This window comes from Actinomadura gamaensis, from assembly GCF_042652125.1.
In the GTDB taxonomy this organism is placed as follows: Bacteria; Actinomycetota; Actinomycetes; order Streptosporangiales; family Streptosporangiaceae; genus Spirillospora; species Spirillospora gamaensis.
In genome coordinates this window covers 1-17509 of sequence record NZ_JBHSIT010000011.1, presented here as the reverse complement: position 1 = coordinate 17509, position 17509 = coordinate 1, and the positions used below count along the sequence as shown (strand labels likewise).

The window sequence follows — 17509 nt, the reverse complement described above, 5'->3', positions numbered from 1 at the left end:
TCCTCAAGGGCGCGGGACGAAGGGGGCGATGCCGATGAGGATCACGCAGCGTTCGCCGGCGGACGGCTTCTCGCCCAGGCGGACTGGGCTGACGTAGTGGCTGACGCGGTGATCGTGCACGGCGTAAGCGTCCAGCGGCTCGGTCAGGGTGAAGCGGGCGAGGACGGCGGTGGACGGTAGGTCGTCGGGCTGCCGTCCCGCGCTGTCGGGGGAGGCGATGACGTTCTCCCCGCCCAGCACGTTGTCGCAGCCGATCAGGTGGGCGAAGGTGAAGGCGGCCGGGGAGCCGCCGTCCTGGTGGAGGCAGTTCGGGGAGGACACCGCGGCCTGCCGGTGGTCCCGCACCGACAACTTCACCAAGTGCACGCCGCAGCACACCGGGGTTCGCCGCAACTCCTCCAGCCACCCGACCCGCTCCAGGTCGAAACGGATCATCCGGTTCAGCAGGGCGTTGCCGCGCAGGTCGGCGGGGAGGGCGGGGAAGTAGCGCAGCGTCTGCGGGTATTCGGGGTTGTAGTCGTCCTGGAAGTACTCGGTGAGCGAGCCGTGCTCGGGGTCGGGGCGTCCGGGAATCCACGACAACTCGCCGGTCCAGGGCAGGTACACCGCGTGGGAGTAACGGCGGAACCGCCCGGCGCCCGGGGCGTAGGGGTCGTGGGGCAGGTTGGCGAAGGCCTCGGTGAGCTGCTTCAGGCCGAGTTCCCGCGCCGAAGCCCACTCGGGGTCCGCGCCGCGGTAGCGCGCGAACCCGTCGGTTCTGAGATCACCGCTCTCGCTCACCGGCGCCCTCACCGCGTTTCTAGGACGTTAAGTGGTTGATTTGCTACTTTCCGTGCCCGCAGCGAGGCGCGAGTATCGGACGACGGCGCACGATCTACCAGGTTTTGAGCGTCGACGGTTCCGCGGTCACGGTGCTCGCCGCCATCCGCAAGGGGGTCAGGGGCGTGCTCGGGAGCGGGCTTCGGCGGACCAGTGGGGGGCGTTCCAGCGGTCGGCGATGGCGGCGGCGTGGGCGAAGTGGGCGGCGGCCTCCTCGTCGCGGCCCAGGAAGGCGGCCAGCTCGCCGAGGGTGTGGGCGACCGGACGCAGCGCCAGCGACATGCTCTCGGCGCCCGCCGGGGGGCCGTCGCGGTGCGGGAGCAGCGTCGCGTGGACCTCCTCGGCGGAGTCGCGGTCGTCCAGGGCGATGACGGCCATCGCGCGCAGCGTCGTGAGGAAGGTGAAGAAGAAGTCGGGACGGATCGGGCCGGAGGACGCGCGGACCTCGCGGGCCTCGGCGTCCAGGCCGTTGGCGTGGAGGGCGAGCGCGAGCAGGTCGGACGTCATGGGGGCGAGGACGGCGTGGAGGGCGCGCACGTCGTCCAGGTGCGCGCCGAGCGTGCCGTCGTTCAGCCAGATCGTGGCCAGGGCGAGCTGGAGGAAGCCCGCGGCGTGGACCGATCCGATGCGCTGCATACCCTCGTCGGCCTTGAGGTAGAGGCGTTCGGCGTCGGTGTGGCGGCCCTCGATGAGCGCCAGGGACGCCATCGTGATCTCGGCGACGGCGATCGCCTCGGGCATGCGGTAGGCGCGCGCGAGTTCCAGGGCCTCGGCGGTCGCCCGGCGCATGGTCACCGGGTCGTTGGCGGCGGCGGCGACGCCGGCGAGGTCGAGCAGCCCGGTGACGCGGTACACCGGCAGGTCGTGTTCGACGCCGATCTGCACGAGCTGGCGGCAGTACTCCGCGTCGCCGTGGACTTCGGCCAGGATCGAGAGCGCGGCGGCCCGCGCCCCGGGTTCGGTGGCGAGGTCGAGGGCCTCCTGCGCCGCCTCCAGGACGGTCGGGTCGTCCTCGCCGACCAGTTCGTTCGCGTACGCCGTCAGCAGCCGGGACCGCACCGAAGGGGGCAGGTCGCGCTTCAGCAGGCGGCTCAGGCGGTCGATGACGGGACGGTCCACGGTGCCGTAGGTGCGGGCCTGCCAGGCGGTCGGCTCCGTCCACGCGGTGAACGCGGCGATCATCAGGTCGTCGCGGCCCAGGGACTCGGCGTACTCCACGGCTTCGCGGCGCGTCTCGCGGGCGGCCGCGACGGCTCCCGCCCGGATCTGCGCGCGCAGCAGCCTGCCGAGCAGTTCGACGCGTTCGTCCGGCCCGGTCGAGTTGGCGACGGCGTCGCGCAGGAGGCAGACCGCCACGTCGTGGGCGTAGCGGGCCTCGGCGAGCTTGGCGGCCCGGACGCAGTAGCCGACGGCCTTCGGTGACCCGGCGCGCGCGTAGTGGTGGGCCAGCGCCGCGATGTCGCCGCTGCCCTCCAGCGCGTCGGCGATCCGGGCGTGCATCCGCGCGGCGCGCAGCCGGCTGACGTCGGCGACCAGCGTGTCCCGGACGAGCGCGTGGACGAACCGGACCCGGCCCGGCGCGGGCTCGTCCAGGAGCCCGGCGATGACCCCCGCGTCGAGCGCGTCCATCACGCCGTCCTCGTCGGCGTCGGCGGCCTTGACCAGGACGTCCACCGAGCTCTCCCGGCCCGCGACCGCGGCGAGCCGGAGCACCGACACGCCTCCCTCGGGCAGGCGGGCGAGCCGGCGGCGCAGCACGTCCCGGACGCCCTCCGGCACTTCGGACAGCGCGACCAGCGCGCCCTCGCCGTTCAGCAGCCGCGCGCTCTCGCGCACGTAGAACGGGTTGCCGCCGGTGCGCTCGGCGATCCCGGCGACGGTCTCGTCGTCGGCCTCGCACTCGGTGCGGACGAGCTCCGCGACGGCCTCGTCGTCCAGCCCCGGCAGCGCCAGGCGGAGGGGCGTGGCGCGCGCGAGGGACGCCAGCGTCTCGGTGAGGTGCCCGCTCTCGTCCGCGCGGTAGGCGGCGACGACCAGGATCGGGGCCCGCGTGCCGAGGCCGCCGCCGAGCAGCTCCAGCGTGGCGGCGTCGGCCCAGTGCAGGTCGTCCAGGACGACGGCGACCGGGCGTTCCGCGGCGACCGCCGCGAGCCACTTCCACACGGCCTGGCGCAGGCGGAAGCGTCCGGCGGTGGCGTCGGCGCTCACCGGCCCGGTGTCGGTGAGCAGCGGCGCGAGGTCACCGGCGAACTCGCCCGGGGGCGCGGTCGCGGCGACGGCTCCCAGCGCCTCCGTCCAGGCCCACGCGGGCGGCGCGCTGTCGATCTCGGGGCAGTGCCCGACGGCGACGAGCCATCCGTCCCGTTCGAGCCGCCTGCCGAGGTGCTCCAGGAGCGTCGACTTGCCGAGCCCGGCCTCGCCGGTGACGAGCGCGATGCGGGTCCCGTCCGCGGCGGCCTCGGCGGCGGCCGTGACCAGCGCCGAAAGCTGCGCCTCGCGTCCGACGAACGGCGCCTCGACGACCGGCGCCTCGACGACCGGCGCCTCGGCGAACGGCGCGTCGGCGCTCGACGCCGACCTTGGAGGCAACGGCGCCTCGACGAACGGTGCCGACTGCGGCGGCAACGGCACTGGCGCCGCGGCAGGCGGTGGAGGCGGCGGTGGAGGCGGCGGTAGGGGGACGGACTCGCGCATGACGTCCGTGCGCTGGGTGAGGATCGCCTCCTCCAGCGCCGTCAGGTCCGGGCCGGGGTCGAGCCCGAGCTCCTCGGCGAGGACGCCGCGGGCCCGGCGGAGCGTCGCCAGCGCGTCGGCCTGGCGGCCGCTGCTCCACAGCGCCAGGGCGTGCAGCCGCCAGCCCTCCTCGCGCAGCGGTTCGTCGCGGGTGAGCCGCTCGGCCTCGGGGACCACCGCGGCCGGGTCACCGAGGCGCAGGCCCGCCGCGACGTGCAACTCGGTCGCGACCAGGCGCAGCTCGTTCAGCCGGGCCGTCTCGGCGGCGGCCCACGGCTCGTCGGCGACCTCGGCGAAGGCCGGTCCGCGCCACAGGGCCAGCGCCTCGGTGAGCCGGGCCCGGGCGGTGCGCGGGTCGGGGTCGGCGCGGGCCCGGTCGAGCAGGTCCTCGAACCGCCACGCGTCCACCGACTCCGGCGGCAGCCGCAGCGCGTAGCCGGGCGACGCGCTCACCAGCAGCCGGGCCGGCGTGCGCGGCGGACGTCCGGGCTCCAGCAGCCGCCGCAGGTTGGACACGTACGCCTGGAGGGACATCAGCGCCCGCGCGGGCGGCTCGCCGCGCCACAGGTCCTCGATCATCCGATCGACCGGCACGACCTGCCCGCGCGCCGCCAGCAGCAACGCCAGCACACCTCGCTGCCGCGGCCCGCCGAGGTGGACGTCCTCACCCCCCACCTCGGCCGCGAACGCGCCCAGCACCCGGACGAACACCATGATCCGCACATCGTACGTGGACCGCGCCAAGTCAGCTCCAAATCCCTTCCAAACGCCCGGGAGCAGCCTGAACACGTCGCAACCGACGAAGGGCGAGGGACAGATGAGCGTCGACACCCAGGACATGGAGATCATCCACCGCGTGCTCCGCCGCGAGTCGCGGCTGCTCGTGGAGCTGGTCGCGGCCGTCGCCCCGGGTGACACGGCGCGCGCCAGGGTGATCGCCGACCACTTCCGCATCTACCGGCTGGGCCTGCGCAACCACCACGAGGGCGAGGACGAGCTGCTGTGGCCGCCGCTGCTGGCCCGCGTGGACCTCGGCGCCGACACCGTGCTGCGCATGGAGGCCCAGCACGAACGCGTCGCGGCCACCCTGACCAGGCTGGACGCCGCCGTCCCCGCCTGGGAGGCCACCGCGGGCGCCGACGAGCGCGACACGCTCGTGGCCGCCCTGACCGAGCACCGCGCCGTCCTGCTGGAGCACCTCGACGACGAGGAGGCCACCCTCCTCCCGCTCGCCGCCGAGCACCTCACCGAACAGGAGTGGGCCTCCCTGGGCGACCACCTGGTGAGCAACACGCCCAAGCCCGCCCTGCTCACGCTCTTCGGCGCCGTCCTGGAGGACGCGAACCCGGCCGAACGCGCCCTGGTCCTCGGCGCCCTGCCCGCCCCGGTCCGCGTCGTCTGGCACGTCATCGGCCGGCCCCGCTATGCCCGGCACGTCCGCCGCGTCCGTCGCGTCGGCCGCGTCCGTCGCGTCCGTCGCGTCCGCGGCTGACCCTCTGCACCGCTTTCGATCGCTCAAGGAGAAGAACCGTGTCGCTGAAGAACCTCAACACCGTCCTGGCCGTCGCCTTCATCGCCTTCATCCTCTGGTTCGGGACGGAGTACATCGTGAGTCCCCAGGCGGCGGTGCAGGGCTTCGGCCTGCCGCACCCGCCGTCCGGCGACGGGGGCGGGTTCCTGGTCGTCAAGGGAGTCCGCGACGTCGTCCTGGCCCTGGTCCTGGGCGCCCTGCTGGTGACCGGCCACCGCCGCGCGCTGGGCTGGGCGCTGCTGGTCGAGGCCCTCGCCGCGTACGGCGACATGGCCAACGTCCTCGGCCACCACGGCTCGGTGGCCGCCGCGCTCGGCATCCACTGCCTGACCGCGACGCTGATGGCGGCCAACGGCCTGCTGATCATGCGCGAGACCCGCAAGTCCGCGGCCACGTCCCCGACGCGCGCCGTCCCGCAGCACGCCTGACCCCCACCTGTTCACGAAGGAGACGACGATGACCATCAACGATCTGCGCGGCGCCCTCAGGGGACGCGTGCTCCCCCCCGGCGACGACGGCTTCGAGCAGGCGTCCACGGCGTGGAACCTGACCGTCCGGCAACCGGTGGCGGCCGTCGCGGAGGCCGCGGACGCCGATGACGTGGCGGCGCTCGTCCGGTACGCGCGGCGGACGGGCATGACGGTGGCCGCGCAGCCGACCGGGCACGGCGCCTCGGGAGACGTGGAAGGCCTGATCCTGCTCCGCACCGGCCTGCTGAACGAGGTGGAGGTACGCGCCGAGGAGCGCGTCGTCCGGGTCGGCGCGGGCGCGAAGTGGCAACAGGTGCTGGCCGCGTCCGGTCCGCTCGGGCTGACCGGACTGTGCGGCAGCGCGCCGGGGGTCGGCGTGACCGGCTACACCCTGGGCGGCGGGATCGGCTGGTTCAGCCGCACGTACGGCTTCGCGTCCGACAGCGTCCGGGCCATCGAGATCGTGGACGCCGACGGCGAGCACGGACGGGTGACCGCCGAATCCGATCCCGACCTGTTCTGGGCGCTGCGCGGCGGCGGCGGGGACTTCGCGGTGGTGACCGCCCTCGAACTCGAACTGTTCCCCGTGCCCACCCTGTACGGCGGACGCGTGGTCTGGCCGGAGCACCGGACCAGGGAGGTGTACGACGCCTACCTGGAGATCACCGCCGAGGCGCCGCGCGAACTCAGCGTCTGGATCAACCGGTACCAGCCTCCCGGCGCGCCGCCGATGGTGACCCTGGACCTGGCCTACCTGGGCGAGGCGGCACGAGCCGCGGACCTGCTGGCGCGCATCGGCAAGATCGACGGCGCGGTCTCCGACAGCCGCGGCGTCGTCCCGATCGCCGACCTGGGGACCATCACGGCCGAGCCCGTCGATCCCGTCCCGTCCCTCGCTCACGCGGAACTGCTCACCGGCCTGGACGCGGACGCGGTGGAGCTCCTGCTGGCCAAGCCGGTCGAACCGCTCATCAACATCCAGATCAGGCACCTGGGCGGCGCGCTCGCCGACCCGGACGGAAAGGCCGGGGCGAGTGGCGTGGTCACCGAGCCCTACCTGCTCGCCATGCTGGGCCTCGGCCTGCCGCACACGGCCGACGCCACCCGCGCCAAGCAGGCCGAGGTCGTGGACGACCTGAAGGCCTACATCAGCGGACGCAAGCCGTACACCGTCCTCAGCCCCGGCGAAACGGCGGCGCAGTCCTTCTCCGGCGACACGCTCGCGCGGCTGCGGGACATCAAGCGGTCCCGCGACCCGCACAACGTGTTCCGCGCGAACTACCCAGTGCTCGGCTAGAGCGTCCCCCACAGGTCACGGCCCCTAAGCCCCCGAGGCGGCGGGGCCGCACCTATGCGGGGACGCCGCCGACCGACGACCGCCAGCCGCCTCGCGTCGTTCAGGCGAGGAGCTTGAGGACGCCTCGCTCTTCGAGGTGGGCGAGGGTCTCCTTCGGAATCGCGCGGCAGTCGGACACCGTGACCTTTTCGAGCGCCGGGAGGTCCCGAAGCGTCTCCAGGCCGCCCAGCGCCCCGCAGCGCTGGAGCCACAGCGAGCGCAGGGACGGCAGTTTCGATAGGTCGCCGAGCGATCGCAGCCGCTCGCAGTAGGCGAGGCTGAGGTCCTCCAGGACGTCCATGGCGGGCAGCGGGCCGAGGTCCACGAGCTGGTCGAGGCCGTTGAACTCCAGCTTGCGCAGCGCGGGCATGGCGCCCAGCGCCGAGAAGTCGGTCAGGCGGGTCGTGCCGACGAGGTGGACGCCGGAGATCGACGGGTGGCCTTCGAGTCCGCCCAGGGAGGTGAGGTCGTGCCTCTGCGAGATCGTGAGGTGGGGCAGGGCCGGGAGCCGGGAGAGGGGCCGGAGGTCGGGGAGCGCGGCGTTCGGCAGCCCGAGGCCGGTGAGTTCCGGATGGTGCCCGAGACCGTCCAGGCTGGTCAGGCCCGTGGCCTCGTACAGCCGCAGCTCGCGCAGGTTGGGCATCGCCTCGATGCCGTCCAGGCGCTTCAGGTCCGAGCCGTACACCGTGAGCTCGGCGACCGAGCCCAGGTCGCGCAGCCCGTCCAGCGACTCGACCGGGACGTCGGACAGGTCGAGCTCCACCAGCTCGGGGAACCCGGACAGCCCGCTGATGTCGCGGAGGGACCGGCAGGCGCTCAGGTCGAGGTGCCGCAGCGACCGCAGCCCCTGACCGAGCCCGGCGACGCTGCGCACCCCGGACCCGGTGAGGTCGAGCCGCCGGAGGTTCGGCAGGTGCCCGAACAGCGCGGACAGGTCCGTCACCCGGCGGCAGTTCTTGATGGTCAGGCTGGTCAGCGCCTTCATGGAGGCCAGCGGCGAGAGGTCGGTGAGGGCCGCCGCGTCCTCCAGTTCCAGTTCCTCCAGCCGGTCCAGCGCCGCCAGGTCGGACAGGTCGGTCAGCTTCTTGCACTCGGCCAGCCGCAGCGAGCGCAGGCCCGTCAGGTGCCGGACGCCGGTCACCGACGCGCGCCGCCACAGCAACAGTTCGGTCCGTCCCTCCCTGGCGAAGGCCGGGGCGAGGAGGAACTCGGCGACCCCGTCGGGATCGGCGGCCCGCGCCCAGATCTTCAGCAGGTCGTCGCTGGTCAGGCCCGCGACCAGCGCGAACTGGTCGGCCAGGTCGAGGGCGTCGCGGCCGCCGTGCCGGACGAGCTCCCGGACGGCCCGCGCCGCCCGCGCGGGCGAGGCGGTCGTGAGCTTGCCGCGCAGCGCGGTCAGGTCGAGGGCGGGGGGTGAGGATCTCATGCGGCGGAACGATACTGATCATGACCGACACGGACGCCGTTCCCCGACCACCGCCCGAAGGGACCTCCACCCCGCCCAGCCGCTAGGCGGAGGTCTTGGTGAAGATGCCGCGCCAGACCTGGAGGGAGCCGTCGGTCAGTGCGGCGGCGTAGTTGATGACGCGGGTGTAGCCGTCGTCCAGGAGCATCGGCAGGGCGGGCCGGGACGGGGCGCCGCCGCCGAAGGCGCGGTCGATCCAGGAGCGGACCCAGGACGTCTCGTCGGTCCATTCGGTGCTGGTGAAGCCCGCTTCCTCGATCGAGTCACGCAGCGCCTCGGCGGACACGACGAAGCTGTCGGTGCCGTCCAGCGACCAGGGCATCGGCCACGGCAGGTCAGTGGGACGCGGCCGGCAGACCTCCCAGACGGCGAGGCGCGCGCCGGGAGCCAGGCAGCGGGCGATGTGCGCGAACCACGCGGTCTTGGTCCGGACGTTCATCTGGACGTGCATCGTGATCGCGGCGTCGAACGGCCGTTCCGGGCTGAACTCGGCGATGTCGCCGTGGTGGAAACGGACGAGGCCGTCCAGCCCGGCCCTGGCGGTCAGGTCGCGGGCGGCTTCGACGTAGGACGGCGTGATGTCGAGGCCGGTGACGCGGCCGCCGGTGCGGCGGGCGATCTGGCGGGCCGGTCCGCCGAAGCCCGAGCCGACGTCCAGGACGGTCCCGGCGGTGCTGAGGGCGAGGCCGGCGATGAGGCGGTCGACCGCCTCGCCGCCGCCGATGTGGAACTGGTCGAGGCCGTCCAGCGCGCCGTCGGCGGACGCGTCGAGGTCGGGATGCTCGTCCAGCAGGCGGTTGATCGTCCGACCGACGCCGGTCTCGGAGTACGTCATCGCGCGAGATCCTTCCGGAGCGGGAGGTGACGAGCCGGATACCGGCAGCGTAGGCACGTCTGGTTTACTTTTTCAACCAGCTAGTCCTGGAAGTAAACCGGCGCGCGTTAGAATGGGCCGGTGCGTAGCTACGGCCAGTACTGCTCGATCGCCCGCGCCCTCGACGTCGTGGGCGACCGCTGGACGCTGCTGATCGTCCGCGAGCTCCTGCTGCGGGGCGCGTGCCGGTTCACCGACCTGAAGGCGGGCCTGCCCGGCATCGCGACCAACCTGCTGTCGGCGCGGCTGAAGGAGCTCGACGAGGCGGGGCTGATCACCCGCGAGGACGCGCCGCCGCCCGTCGCGACCGTCCTCTACGCCCTGACCGAGGACGGCCGGGCGCTGGAACCGGCGGTGCGCGCGCTCGGCCGGTGGGGCTTGCGCCGCATGGGCGAGGAGCGTCCGGACGACGCGTTCCGGGCGCACTGGCTCGCCTACGCCCCCGCCTGGTTCACCACGGCCGCCGACCCGGAAGCCCCGGCGGCGGTGATCCAGCTCGTGGCGTCCGGCGAGGAGGCCGTCATCGAGATCGACGGCGGGGAGGTCCGCACGCGGGTCGGCCGCGCCGCGAGCCCCGACCTCGTCCTGGACGGCCCGCCGCGCGCGGTGCTCGGCCTGCTCACCGGCGTGATCGACCTCGCCCGCGCGACCGAGCTCGGGCTGAGCGGCCAAGGGGACATGGACGTTCTGCGCCGCCTGCGGCCGGTCGAGGGCGACGTGCCGGGCGCTCCCTCCGCGACCGGCTTCTGACCGACCCGGAACCGCCGGCTTCTGACCGACCCGGAAAGCCGTCGGCTTCTGACCGGCCGGGAAATCGCCGGCTTCTGAGCGACCCGCGAGAAGCCGCCGGCGTCGCGCCGTCTCTGCCGGAGGCGGAGATCAGGGGCGTTCCAGCAGCCGGTCGACCAGCCCGGCGATGTAGTCCGGCGTGAGCGGCCCCACGCCGAACAGGACGCGGATGTACATCGGGGCCATGATGTGGTCGAGCACGCCCAGCGCGTCGGGTGGGTTCTCGCCGCGTTCGGCGGCGCGGTCGAGCATCTCCTGGACGAGCCGGGCGCGTTCGGCGAGGAAGTCGTCGCGCGCCCGCAGGCCCCGTTCGCCCCGGTTGGACAGGGCGACGGTCAGGCGCAGCACCGCCAGGCCGTCCGGTCCGGTGATCTCGCGTGCCACCTGGGTCGCGTAAGTGTGCAGGTCACCGGCCAGGCTCCCGGTGTCGGGCATCGGCGACTGGGCCTTCAGGCGGGTGAGCGCCACGTCGGTGAGCAGCGCCTCCAGGGTGCCCCACCGGCGGTAGACGCTGGTGTCGGCCACGCCCGCGCGGGACGCGACGTCCGCCACCGTGAACTCGCCGTAGCCCCGCTCCGCGACCAGGTCCGTGACGGCCTGATGCACCGCCGCCCGGACCCGGGCGCTGCGCCCGCCGGGCCGCCGGACCGGCTCTCGCTCCTCCATGCCGCCACCTTAGCGCAGCTCGCAGTTGCGTTTAGGACATCCGCCGTCTAGCCTCCTAACGCAGTAGCTGACTGCTTTAGGAGGAACGATGGGGTCTGCACCGCCGGTGGCCCGGCCGAACCGGGCGGCGTTGCTCACGGTGACCTGCCTGGGGCAGTTCATGGTGCTGCTCGACAACACGATCGTCGGGGCGGCGCTGCCCGACATGCAGGAGCGGCTGCACACCCGGCTCACCGGGCTGCAGTGGATCGTGGACGCCTACGTGCTGCTGGTCGCGATGCTGCTGCTGTCCGGCGGCGTGTTCGCCGACCGCTTCGGCCGCAAGAAGATCTTCCTGGCCGGCGTCGTGGTGTTCACCGCCGCGTCCGCCCTGTGCTCGGCCGCGCCCTCGATCGGCTGGCTGATCACCGGACGGGTGCTCCAGGGCATCGGCGCCGCCGCGCTGAGCCCCGCCTCGCTGACCCTGCTCACCGCCGCGTACCCGGTCCCGCAGGAGCGGGTCAGGGCGATCGGGCTCTGGGCCGGACTCAGCGGAATCGGCCTGGCCGCCGGCCCCCTCGCCGGCGGGGTGCTGACGGAGGCCTTCGGCTGGCCCGCCATCTTCCTCGTCAACCTGCCCGTCGGCGCGGTCCTGCTGGTGGCGGGCCTGCGCACGCTGAGCGAGTCCCGCAACCCGAACGCGCCCGCGATCGACGTCCCGGGGACGGTCCTGTCCGTCCTGGGCGTCGGGGCGCTCACCTACGGGCTGATCGAGGGCGGCTCCCGCGGCTGGACCTCGCCGGTGATCCTGGGCAGCTTCGCCGCCGCGGCCGTGATCCTCGCCGCCTTCGTGGTCGTCGAGGGACGGGTCCCCGCGCCGATGCTGCCGCTGCGCCTGTTCCGGCAGCGGCTGTTCACGGTCTCCAACACGGCGATGGTCGTGGTCGGTTTCGCGCTCATGGGCTCGTCGTTCTTCTTCTCCCAGTTCTTCGTCTACGTCCAGGGCAGCTCGATCCTGCGGGCCGGGGTGCAGACCCTCCCGGCCACGCTCGCGATGGTCGTCGTCAGCCCGTTCGCGGGCCGCCTCGCCGCCCGGTACGGCTTCCGGATCATGGTCACCCTCGGCCTGGCCCTGGCCGGCCTGGGACTGCTGGCGCTCGGCTTCGTCCACGCCGGCACGGGCTACGCCGACGTGTGGTGGCGGCTGGCCGTCGTCGGCGTCGGTTTCGCCCTGACGATGTCCCCGCTGACCGGCGCCGCCATCCAGTCGGTCAGCCCGCAGGAGGGCGGACTGGCGTCGGGCGTCAGCAGCACCACCCGGCAGATCGGCGCCGTCCTCGGCGTTGCGGTGCTCGGAGCCGTCGTCCGCACCCGGCAGTCCGGCGGCGCCTCGTTCGAGGACGGCCTCACCAGCGCCTTCGTCGTGGCCGGCATCGTCACCTTGGCCACGGCCGTCTTCACCGGCCTGTGGCTGAGCAGGAGCACCGAACCGGCACGCCCGGCGAGCCCGAGCCCGGCCCCGCGCCTCCCCGAGAACACCCCGACGCCCTGACGCGGCCAGAGATCCCGGCTCGCGGGGAAACGTCGCCGGGACACCGGACCCTTAACTGCGGATCAAGGGCAGTCCAGTAGGAGGCGCAGGGCCAGGTCGCCGATCTGCCGCAGCTCGGCGTGGCTGCGGCCGGCCGCCGCCTGCACGGCGATGCCGTCGGCGATCGTGTGGACGAGCGCGGCCAGGGCCGCCGGATCGTAGTCGGACGGCAGGTCGGTGGCCTCCTCCAGGCGCCGGCGCAGCGCCGCCTCACTGTTCTCGCGCACCGCGATGGCGTCCTTGCGCACGGCGTCCGCGTCGGGTCCGCCGGCGTGGACGCTGTTGACGCACAGGCAGCCGTGGGGCGTGCCGTCGCCCGCCGTCATGTCCACCGCTCCGCGGATCAGCCGCTCGATGACCTCGCGGCCGGTCGGCGCGTCGAGGGCCTGGGCGACGTAGGCGCCGGGTCCGTCGAGGTAGCGGGCCATGACCTTGGCGAACAGTTCCTCCTTGTTGCCGAACGCGGCGTACACGCTGGGCTTGTTGATGCCCATCGCGGTGGTCAGGTCGGTCAGCGTGGTGCCCTCGTAGCCGTGCCGCCAGAACACCTCCAGCGCCCGGTCGAGCGCGGCGTCTGCGTCGAACGAGCGGGGACGTCCGCCGGGCATGCCGCCTCCATGATCATTCCCATTTTCTTTACCTCTCGGTACGTTACCTCTTGCGTCCGAACCCGGCGCTGCCCTAGTTTCATACCGGACGGTACGTAACTCGGAGACGGCGCGTGATCCGAGTCGAGGCCTGCCGCCGACCGGCGGCGCCACCGCGTCCGTCGCCGTGTACTGCGGCAACAGACCCCCCAAGACTGGATTCCCGAACTCACATGAACGCTCTGAACAGGATCGCGCGGCTCGGTGCCGCCGTCGGCATGTCGGCGCTGGTGCTCACCGCGTGCGGCTCGTCGTCCGGCAAGTCGTCGTCCGGCGAATCATCGAACGCGGCACCGAGCGCGAGCCAGAGCTCGTCCGCCGGTTCCAACCCGACGTCGTCGCCGACGCAGGAAACGACCGGTTCCGGCGGCGCCAAGCCGGGCTCCTCGTCCGGAGCCGTCAATCTCCCGCTGACGGCCACGGTGCGCAGCGCGCTCCGCGACGCCTATCTCATGCACGCGATGCAGGAGTATCCGAAAGAGAAGCAGGCCAACCTGACCGGTCCGAGCAGCGCCCACTACGGAAAGGTGAACGGCCGCTACTACGCGATCGGCGAGATCGGTTTCACCGACAACGCGCTCTCCCGCCAGGACGGCCCGCACGTGTGGCGGAGCCCGAACGGCCAGGACTGGGAATACGTCGGCGACACCGGCGGCAAGGTCTGCGGCCCGGTGCCGCGCGCCCTGGTCGAGAAGTGGGGCGTGAACTGCGGATAGAAGCCGGGCGGTGACAGAACGCCGGTGCTTCTGGTGCAGAAGGAGCGGGACGGGCGAGATCGGCGAGGCGGAGATTCGGCCGCCCTCGCCGATCTCGCCCGTCCCGCACCCGCCGCGCTGTCCATGACGAACACATTTTTTGATCCGCGCGCTTTGTAGGGATCGGATCTTGGCCGGGATGCGCGCCTCAGGCGAAGATCGGCGGCATGGATTTGCTGAACACTCTGGTCGGCAAAGGACTGCGGCGTGAGCTGCCGACCCGGGACGAGGCGCTCGCGGTACTGAGCACCAGCGACGACGATCTGCTCGACGTGGTGGCCGCCGCCGGCAAGGTGCGCCGCCACTGGTTCGGGCGCCGGGTGAAGCTGAACTACCTGGTCAATCTGAAGTCGGGGCTCTGTCCCGAGGACTGTTCGTACTGCTCGCAGCGGTTGGGGTCCAAGGCGGAGATCCTGACCTACACCTGGCTCAAGCCCGATGAGGCCGCCGCGGCCGCCGAGGCGGGTGTGGCCGGCGGCGCCAAGCGGGTGTGCCTGGTGGCCAGCGGGCGCGGCCCGACCGACCGGGACGTGGAGCGGGTCGCCGGCACCATCGCCGCGATCAAGGAAGCGAACGAGGACGTGGAGATCTGCGCCTGCCTCGGTCTGCTGTCAGACGGGCAGGCGGCGCGGCTGCGGGAGGCCGGAGCCTACGCCTACAGCCACAACCTCAACACCGCCGAGGCCGTGTACGCCGACATCTGCACCACGCACGAGTTCACCGACCGGGTCGAGACCGTCCGCCGCGCCAGGACGGCGGGCCTGTCGTCCTGCTCCGGGCTGATCGCCGGGATGGGGGAGACCGACACCGACCTGGTGGACGTGGTGTTCGCGCTGCGCGAGCTGGACGTGGACTCGGTGCCCGTGAACTTCCTGATCCCGTTCGAGGGCACTCCCATGGCCGGGCGGTGGGCGCTGACCCCGCAGCGCTGCCTGCGGATCCTCGCCATGGTGCGGTTCGTCTGCCCGGACGTGGAGGTCCGCCTCGCCGGCGGCAGGGAGATCCATCTGCGGACGCTGCAACCGCTCGCGCTGCACATCGTCAACTCGATCTTCCTCGGCGACTACCTGACCAGCGAGGGCCAGGCGGGCAAGGCCGACCTGGAGATGATCGCGGACGCCGGCTTCGAGGTGGAGGCGCCGGGCACGGACACCCTGCCCGACCACCGAAGAGCCGATCAGGCCGCCGCCCTCGATGCCGCCCCTGATGACGCGCGCGGACCGGAATCCGGCCTGCGGGACGAGGACGGCACCCGGCTCGCGCGTCCCGCTCGTCCCGACCTGGTGGCGGTGCGCCGCCGCGGCGCCGGCACCGACCTGCCACCCAATGCCTGATCCGAAGGACGGTCGCAGGCGCCGGTCCACTTCACCTGCGTCGGATGGCCTCAGGGGAGGTCGGCTGCTTTAGCGGAGGCCAGGATCTCGGCGGCGTCGGCGGGGAGGAGGTGGCCGGCGGCTTGGGCGTCGCGCACCGCTCTGCGGACGGCGGCGACGTACGCGTCATGGTCGGGATAGCGGGCCTTCAGGCGGGATCCGGGCCACGGGGTGGTGACGCCTTCCAGCTCGCATTGGGGGTTGGCGCCGCTGTTCCCGTCCCCGGTGAGGGTTGCGGTCGGGGCCTGGAGCGCCGGTGTGCGGAGGCCGCCTCGGACGTTGCCGTCGGAGTCGCGGACGGGCTGGGCGTCCTTCTGCTCGATGCGCGGAGCGGTCGGCGCCGGGGTGCCGGTGCGGACCCACAGGTCGAGGTGGGCCAGGGCCGCGTCCATGACGTAGCGGCCTTGGCCGTCGTTGGGCGGTTTCGCGCAGGCGGTGGGTTCGCGGCCTGTCGTTTCCCGGGCGAGCTGGGTGGCGAGGTCCTTGTCGACGTGCGAGGTTCCCGGGACTTCCCAAAGCCGGAAGTTCCGGCTGTCGGGCTGGGCGGCGGGGAGGTAGTCCAGCTTGGGGAAGTCGGGCGGCGCGGGGACGAGCTCGGTCTCGGTCTGCACCGTCAGGACGGGAGCGGACGCGTCGATCCGGACGGCGACCGTGGCCGGAGAGGGCCGGCCCTGGGCCAGCGGTGCGGACGTGGCGCCCCGGCCGTGGATGAGGAACGCGTCGTAGGGCCGTGCGAGCGGCTGGATCGCGTCGTAGAAGGTGGTGAGGCGGCGGGACGATCCCGAGTAGCCGTCGGCGATCAGCCTTCGGGGACGCAGGCCGCGGAGCGGGTCAGTACCGCCCGGATGGCGCAGGACGGCCGCGACCTGGGCGTAGATGTCGTAGGAGTAGTCGTCGCCGGGGTGGCTCAGCGCGCCGTAGCGGCCCGGGTCCCGGGACTTGAGGGTCTGGACGCCCTGCTGCTGCGCGGAGACCCCCACCCACGCGTATCCCGACCGCAGCAGCTCGGCCCGCTCGGTCAGGAAGTCCGGATCAAGGTCGATCCCGCCCTGGCCGGGCGGCAGGTCCAGCCACTCGACCACGACCGTCCCGTTGAACCGGCGGGGATCGGCGGGACGGCGGACCACCAGCCGCGTGGCGTAGGAGGCGTGCCCGGCGACGCCGACGTTCCAGCGTCCGTCCGGCTGCGGCGTCCCGGTGTAGACGTAGGACGCGGCGGTCCCGCGCATGACGTACTCGCGCTCGGTGTATCCGGGCAGGGGGATCGGAGCCGCGGTCGTCATCCGGCCGCCGGTCAGGGGCCCGCTCACCGAGGGACGGCTCGCCGCCGACGCCGGCTTCGCGGCCTGACATCCGGCGGCCGGCGCAGCGGCGAGGCCCAGCACGGCGGCGAGGAGCGCGGTCACCGTTCGCTTGGTCATGCCGTCCTCCTGACGGGTCGGCGGCCGGCGATCGGGAGCGGGCAGGCTGCGCGCGGGAACGTCCGCGGCGGGGAGGAGGCCGCCGCGGGGAGACCGGACCCGATCACTGTGCGACCCCCTCGACGATCTGGGCGACCGAGCGCCTGATCAGCTCGGGAATGCTGCCGACCGAACCCGACACGACCCAGTGCGTGACGGCGGCGCGGACGGCCCCGCTCACCGCGGCGGCCAGGACGCGCGGATAGGCGTCCGTCGTGACGTCGGTGCCCAACCGCGCCGCGATCGCCTCGGCGAGCTGCTGCTCACCGGCGGCCAGCCGCTGGAGGTAGACGCCGCGCAGCGCCGGGGAGGACAGCATCAGCCGGATCCGGTCCCGCATCTCGGGATCGCCGTCGAAGCCGCCCTTGCCGTACTGCTCGGCGAACACCTCGACCAGGGCGCGTCCGAGCGGCTCGGCGGGCGGACGGTCGCGCAGCGCGTCGGCGATGCGCTGGTCGCGTTCCACGCCGAGCGAGACGATCGCCTCCTCCTTGCTGGAGAAGTAGTTGTTGAACGTCCGGGGCGAGACGTTCACCGCGGACGCGATGTCCTCCACCCGCACGTTCTCGATGCCCTGCTCGACGGCCAGCCGCATCGCGGCTCGGGCCAGGGCCAGCCGGGTCTCCAGCTTCTTGCGCTCCCGCAGGCCGGGCCCGGCCGCCGAGGTCTCCATGCGCGCCACTGTACAGAGAAGGTGCGTGCCACGCATTATTTCGTGCCACGCAATTTTGGCTGCGCCGGACCGTAAGGCGCCCGCGCCGCCACCGGGTGGCTGGGCCGCGGGGGAGGGTCCCGGCGGCCTTGGCCGGTGGAGAGTGACCCGTTCAGGCGCGCGAGTCGTTCTGGTCGAGGCGTCGCTGGAGTTGGAGGTTGATCTTGTGGGCTTCGGCGAGTTGGTCTTCCAGGATGATGATGCGGCAGGCGGCGTCCAGGGCGGTGCCCTGGTCGACCAGGTCGCGGACGCGTTGGGCCAGGCGCAGCTGGTAGCGGGAGTAGCGGCGGTGGCCGCCGGCCGAGCGCT

General features: G+C 73.1%; 15 protein-coding genes and 1 pseudogene. 7 read left to right on the top strand and 9 right to left on the bottom strand.

The window, feature by feature from the left end; all coding sequences use genetic code 11:
* Positions 1–3 precede the first annotated feature (3 nt).
* Both ACFPCY_RS32195 and ACFPCY_RS32190 read right to left on the bottom strand, forming a co-directional pair.
* Positions 4–780 (bottom strand): 2OG-Fe dioxygenase family protein, encoded by a 777-nt coding sequence (locus ACFPCY_RS32195; protein ID WP_378261505.1) that lies wholly within the window; start codon positions 778–780, stop codon positions 4–6.
* A 156-nt stretch (positions 781–936) separates the two neighbouring features.
* The gene (locus ACFPCY_RS32190) at positions 937–4296 is read right to left on the bottom strand and encodes a BTAD domain-containing putative transcriptional regulator (protein ID WP_378261503.1); all 3360 of its coding nucleotides are present in this window, start codon (positions 4294–4296) and stop codon (positions 937–939) included.
* 73 nt (positions 4297–4369) lie between these two features.
* On the opposite strand from ACFPCY_RS32190, the gene ACFPCY_RS32185 reads away from it, so the two are divergent.
* The 3 genes from ACFPCY_RS32185 to ACFPCY_RS32175 are packed head-to-tail and all read left to right on the top strand — an operon-like array spanning position 4370 to position 6850.
* Positions 4370–5044 carry a hemerythrin domain-containing protein gene (locus ACFPCY_RS32185; RefSeq protein WP_378261501.1) on the top strand — a complete coding sequence of 225 codons (675 nt, stop codon included), beginning with the start codon at positions 4370–4372 and terminating at the stop codon, positions 5042–5044.
* Positions 5045–5082: 38 nt separating this feature from the next.
* On the top strand, positions 5083–5511 hold the full coding sequence (locus ACFPCY_RS32180; RefSeq protein ID WP_378261499.1) for a DUF4267 domain-containing protein: 429 nt from the start codon (positions 5083–5085) through the stop codon (positions 5509–5511).
* Positions 5512–5539: 28 nt separating this feature from the next.
* Positions 5540–6850, top strand: coding sequence for an FAD-binding oxidoreductase (locus ACFPCY_RS32175; protein WP_378261497.1), 1311 nt, complete (start codon positions 5540–5542; stop codon positions 6848–6850).
* A 100-nt stretch (positions 6851–6950) separates the two neighbouring features.
* On the opposite strand, the gene ACFPCY_RS32170 is transcribed toward ACFPCY_RS32175, so the two are convergent.
* Positions 6951–8315 (bottom strand): leucine-rich repeat domain-containing protein, encoded by a 1365-nt coding sequence (locus ACFPCY_RS32170; RefSeq protein ID WP_378261495.1) that lies wholly within the window; start codon positions 8313–8315, stop codon positions 6951–6953.
* Positions 8316–8397: 82 nt separating this feature from the next.
* On the bottom strand, positions 8398–9189 hold the full coding sequence (locus tag ACFPCY_RS32165) for an SAM-dependent methyltransferase (protein ID WP_378261493.1): 792 nt from the start codon (positions 9187–9189) through the stop codon (positions 8398–8400).
* Positions 9190–9309: 120 nt separating this feature from the next.
* Here ACFPCY_RS32165 and ACFPCY_RS32160 point away from each other — a divergent pair, with 120 nt between their 5' ends.
* Entirely contained in the window at positions 9310–9978 is a 669-nt protein-coding gene (locus tag ACFPCY_RS32160) for a winged helix-turn-helix transcriptional regulator (RefSeq protein ID WP_378261491.1), read from the top strand.
* A 129-nt stretch (positions 9979–10107) separates the two neighbouring features.
* Here ACFPCY_RS32160 and ACFPCY_RS32155 read toward each other — a convergent pair whose 3' ends face one another.
* Complete coding sequence (locus tag ACFPCY_RS32155; protein WP_378261489.1) at positions 10108–10683, bottom strand: TetR/AcrR family transcriptional regulator; 576 nt, start codon at positions 10681–10683, stop codon at positions 10108–10110.
* A gap of 88 nt (positions 10684–10771) precedes the next feature.
* On the opposite strand from ACFPCY_RS32155, the gene ACFPCY_RS32150 reads away from it, so the two are divergent.
* On the top strand, positions 10772–12214 hold the full coding sequence (locus ACFPCY_RS32150; protein WP_378261487.1) for an MFS transporter: 1443 nt from the start codon (positions 10772–10774) through the stop codon (positions 12212–12214).
* A 62-nt stretch (positions 12215–12276) separates the two neighbouring features.
* Here ACFPCY_RS32150 and ACFPCY_RS32145 read toward each other — a convergent pair whose 3' ends face one another.
* On the bottom strand, positions 12277–12861 hold the full coding sequence (locus ACFPCY_RS32145; RefSeq protein WP_378261485.1) for a TetR/AcrR family transcriptional regulator: 585 nt from the start codon (positions 12859–12861) through the stop codon (positions 12277–12279).
* Between the two features lie 212 nt (positions 12862–13073).
* On the opposite strand from ACFPCY_RS32145, the gene ACFPCY_RS32140 reads away from it, so the two are divergent.
* Together ACFPCY_RS32140 and bioB are read left to right on the top strand one after the other, a co-directional pair.
* A complete protein-coding gene (locus ACFPCY_RS32140; protein ID WP_378261483.1) occupies positions 13074–13616 on the top strand; it encodes a hypothetical protein in 543 nt (180 codons plus the stop codon).
* 206 nt (positions 13617–13822) lie between these two features.
* Complete coding sequence (gene bioB / locus ACFPCY_RS32135) at positions 13823–14989, top strand: biotin synthase BioB (protein WP_378261481.1); 1167 nt, start codon at positions 13823–13825, stop codon at positions 14987–14989.
* A 50-nt stretch (positions 14990–15039) separates the two neighbouring features.
* On the opposite strand, the gene ACFPCY_RS32130 is transcribed toward bioB, so the two are convergent.
* The 3 genes and pseudogenes from ACFPCY_RS32130 to ACFPCY_RS32120 all read right to left on the bottom strand — a co-directional run.
* Positions 15040–16449, bottom strand: a complete 1410-nt coding sequence (locus ACFPCY_RS32130; RefSeq protein ID WP_378261479.1) for an alpha/beta hydrolase domain-containing protein — start codon at positions 16447–16449, stop codon at positions 15040–15042.
* 103 nt (positions 16450–16552) lie between these two features.
* Positions 16553–17161 carry an acyl-CoA-like ligand-binding transcription factor gene (locus ACFPCY_RS32125; RefSeq protein WP_378261477.1) on the bottom strand — a complete coding sequence of 203 codons (609 nt, stop codon included), beginning with the start codon at positions 17159–17161 and terminating at the stop codon, positions 16553–16555.
* Positions 17162–17312: 151 nt separating this feature from the next.
* Positions 17313–17509 (bottom strand): annotated as a pseudogene (locus tag ACFPCY_RS32120) (MerR family transcriptional regulator); the annotation flags it as partial.

Bases quoted from the DNA above. Each gene is read 5' to 3' on its own strand.
- ACFPCY_RS32150 (WP_378261487.1), top strand. From the start codon at position 10,772: ATGGGGTCTGCACCGCCGGTGGCCCGGCCGAACCGGGCGGCGTTGCTC.
- ACFPCY_RS32140 (WP_378261483.1), top strand. From the start codon at position 13,074: ATGAACGCTCTGAACAGGATCGCGCGGCTCGGTGCCGCCGTCGGCATG.
- ACFPCY_RS32170 (WP_378261495.1), bottom strand. From the start codon at position 8,315: ATGAGATCCTCACCCCCCGCCCTCGACCTGACCGCGCTGCGCGGCAAG.
- ACFPCY_RS32130 (WP_378261479.1), bottom strand. From the start codon at position 16,449: ATGACCAAGCGAACGGTGACCGCGCTCCTCGCCGCCGTGCTGGGCCTC.
- ACFPCY_RS32175 (WP_378261497.1), top strand. From the start codon at position 5,540: ATGACCATCAACGATCTGCGCGGCGCCCTCAGGGGACGCGTGCTCCCC.
- ACFPCY_RS32165 (WP_378261493.1), bottom strand. From the start codon at position 9,189: ATGACGTACTCCGAGACCGGCGTCGGTCGGACGATCAACCGCCTGCTG.
- ACFPCY_RS32185 (WP_378261501.1), top strand. From the start codon at position 4,370: ATGAGCGTCGACACCCAGGACATGGAGATCATCCACCGCGTGCTCCGC.
- bioB (WP_378261481.1), top strand. From the start codon at position 13,823: ATGGATTTGCTGAACACTCTGGTCGGCAAAGGACTGCGGCGTGAGCTG.
- ACFPCY_RS32145 (WP_378261485.1), bottom strand. From the start codon at position 12,861: ATGCCCGGCGGACGTCCCCGCTCGTTCGACGCAGACGCCGCGCTCGAC.
- ACFPCY_RS32125 (WP_378261477.1), bottom strand. From the start codon at position 17,161: ATGGAGACCTCGGCGGCCGGGCCCGGCCTGCGGGAGCGCAAGAAGCTG.
- ACFPCY_RS32155 (WP_378261489.1), bottom strand. From the start codon at position 10,683: ATGGAGGAGCGAGAGCCGGTCCGGCGGCCCGGCGGGCGCAGCGCCCGG.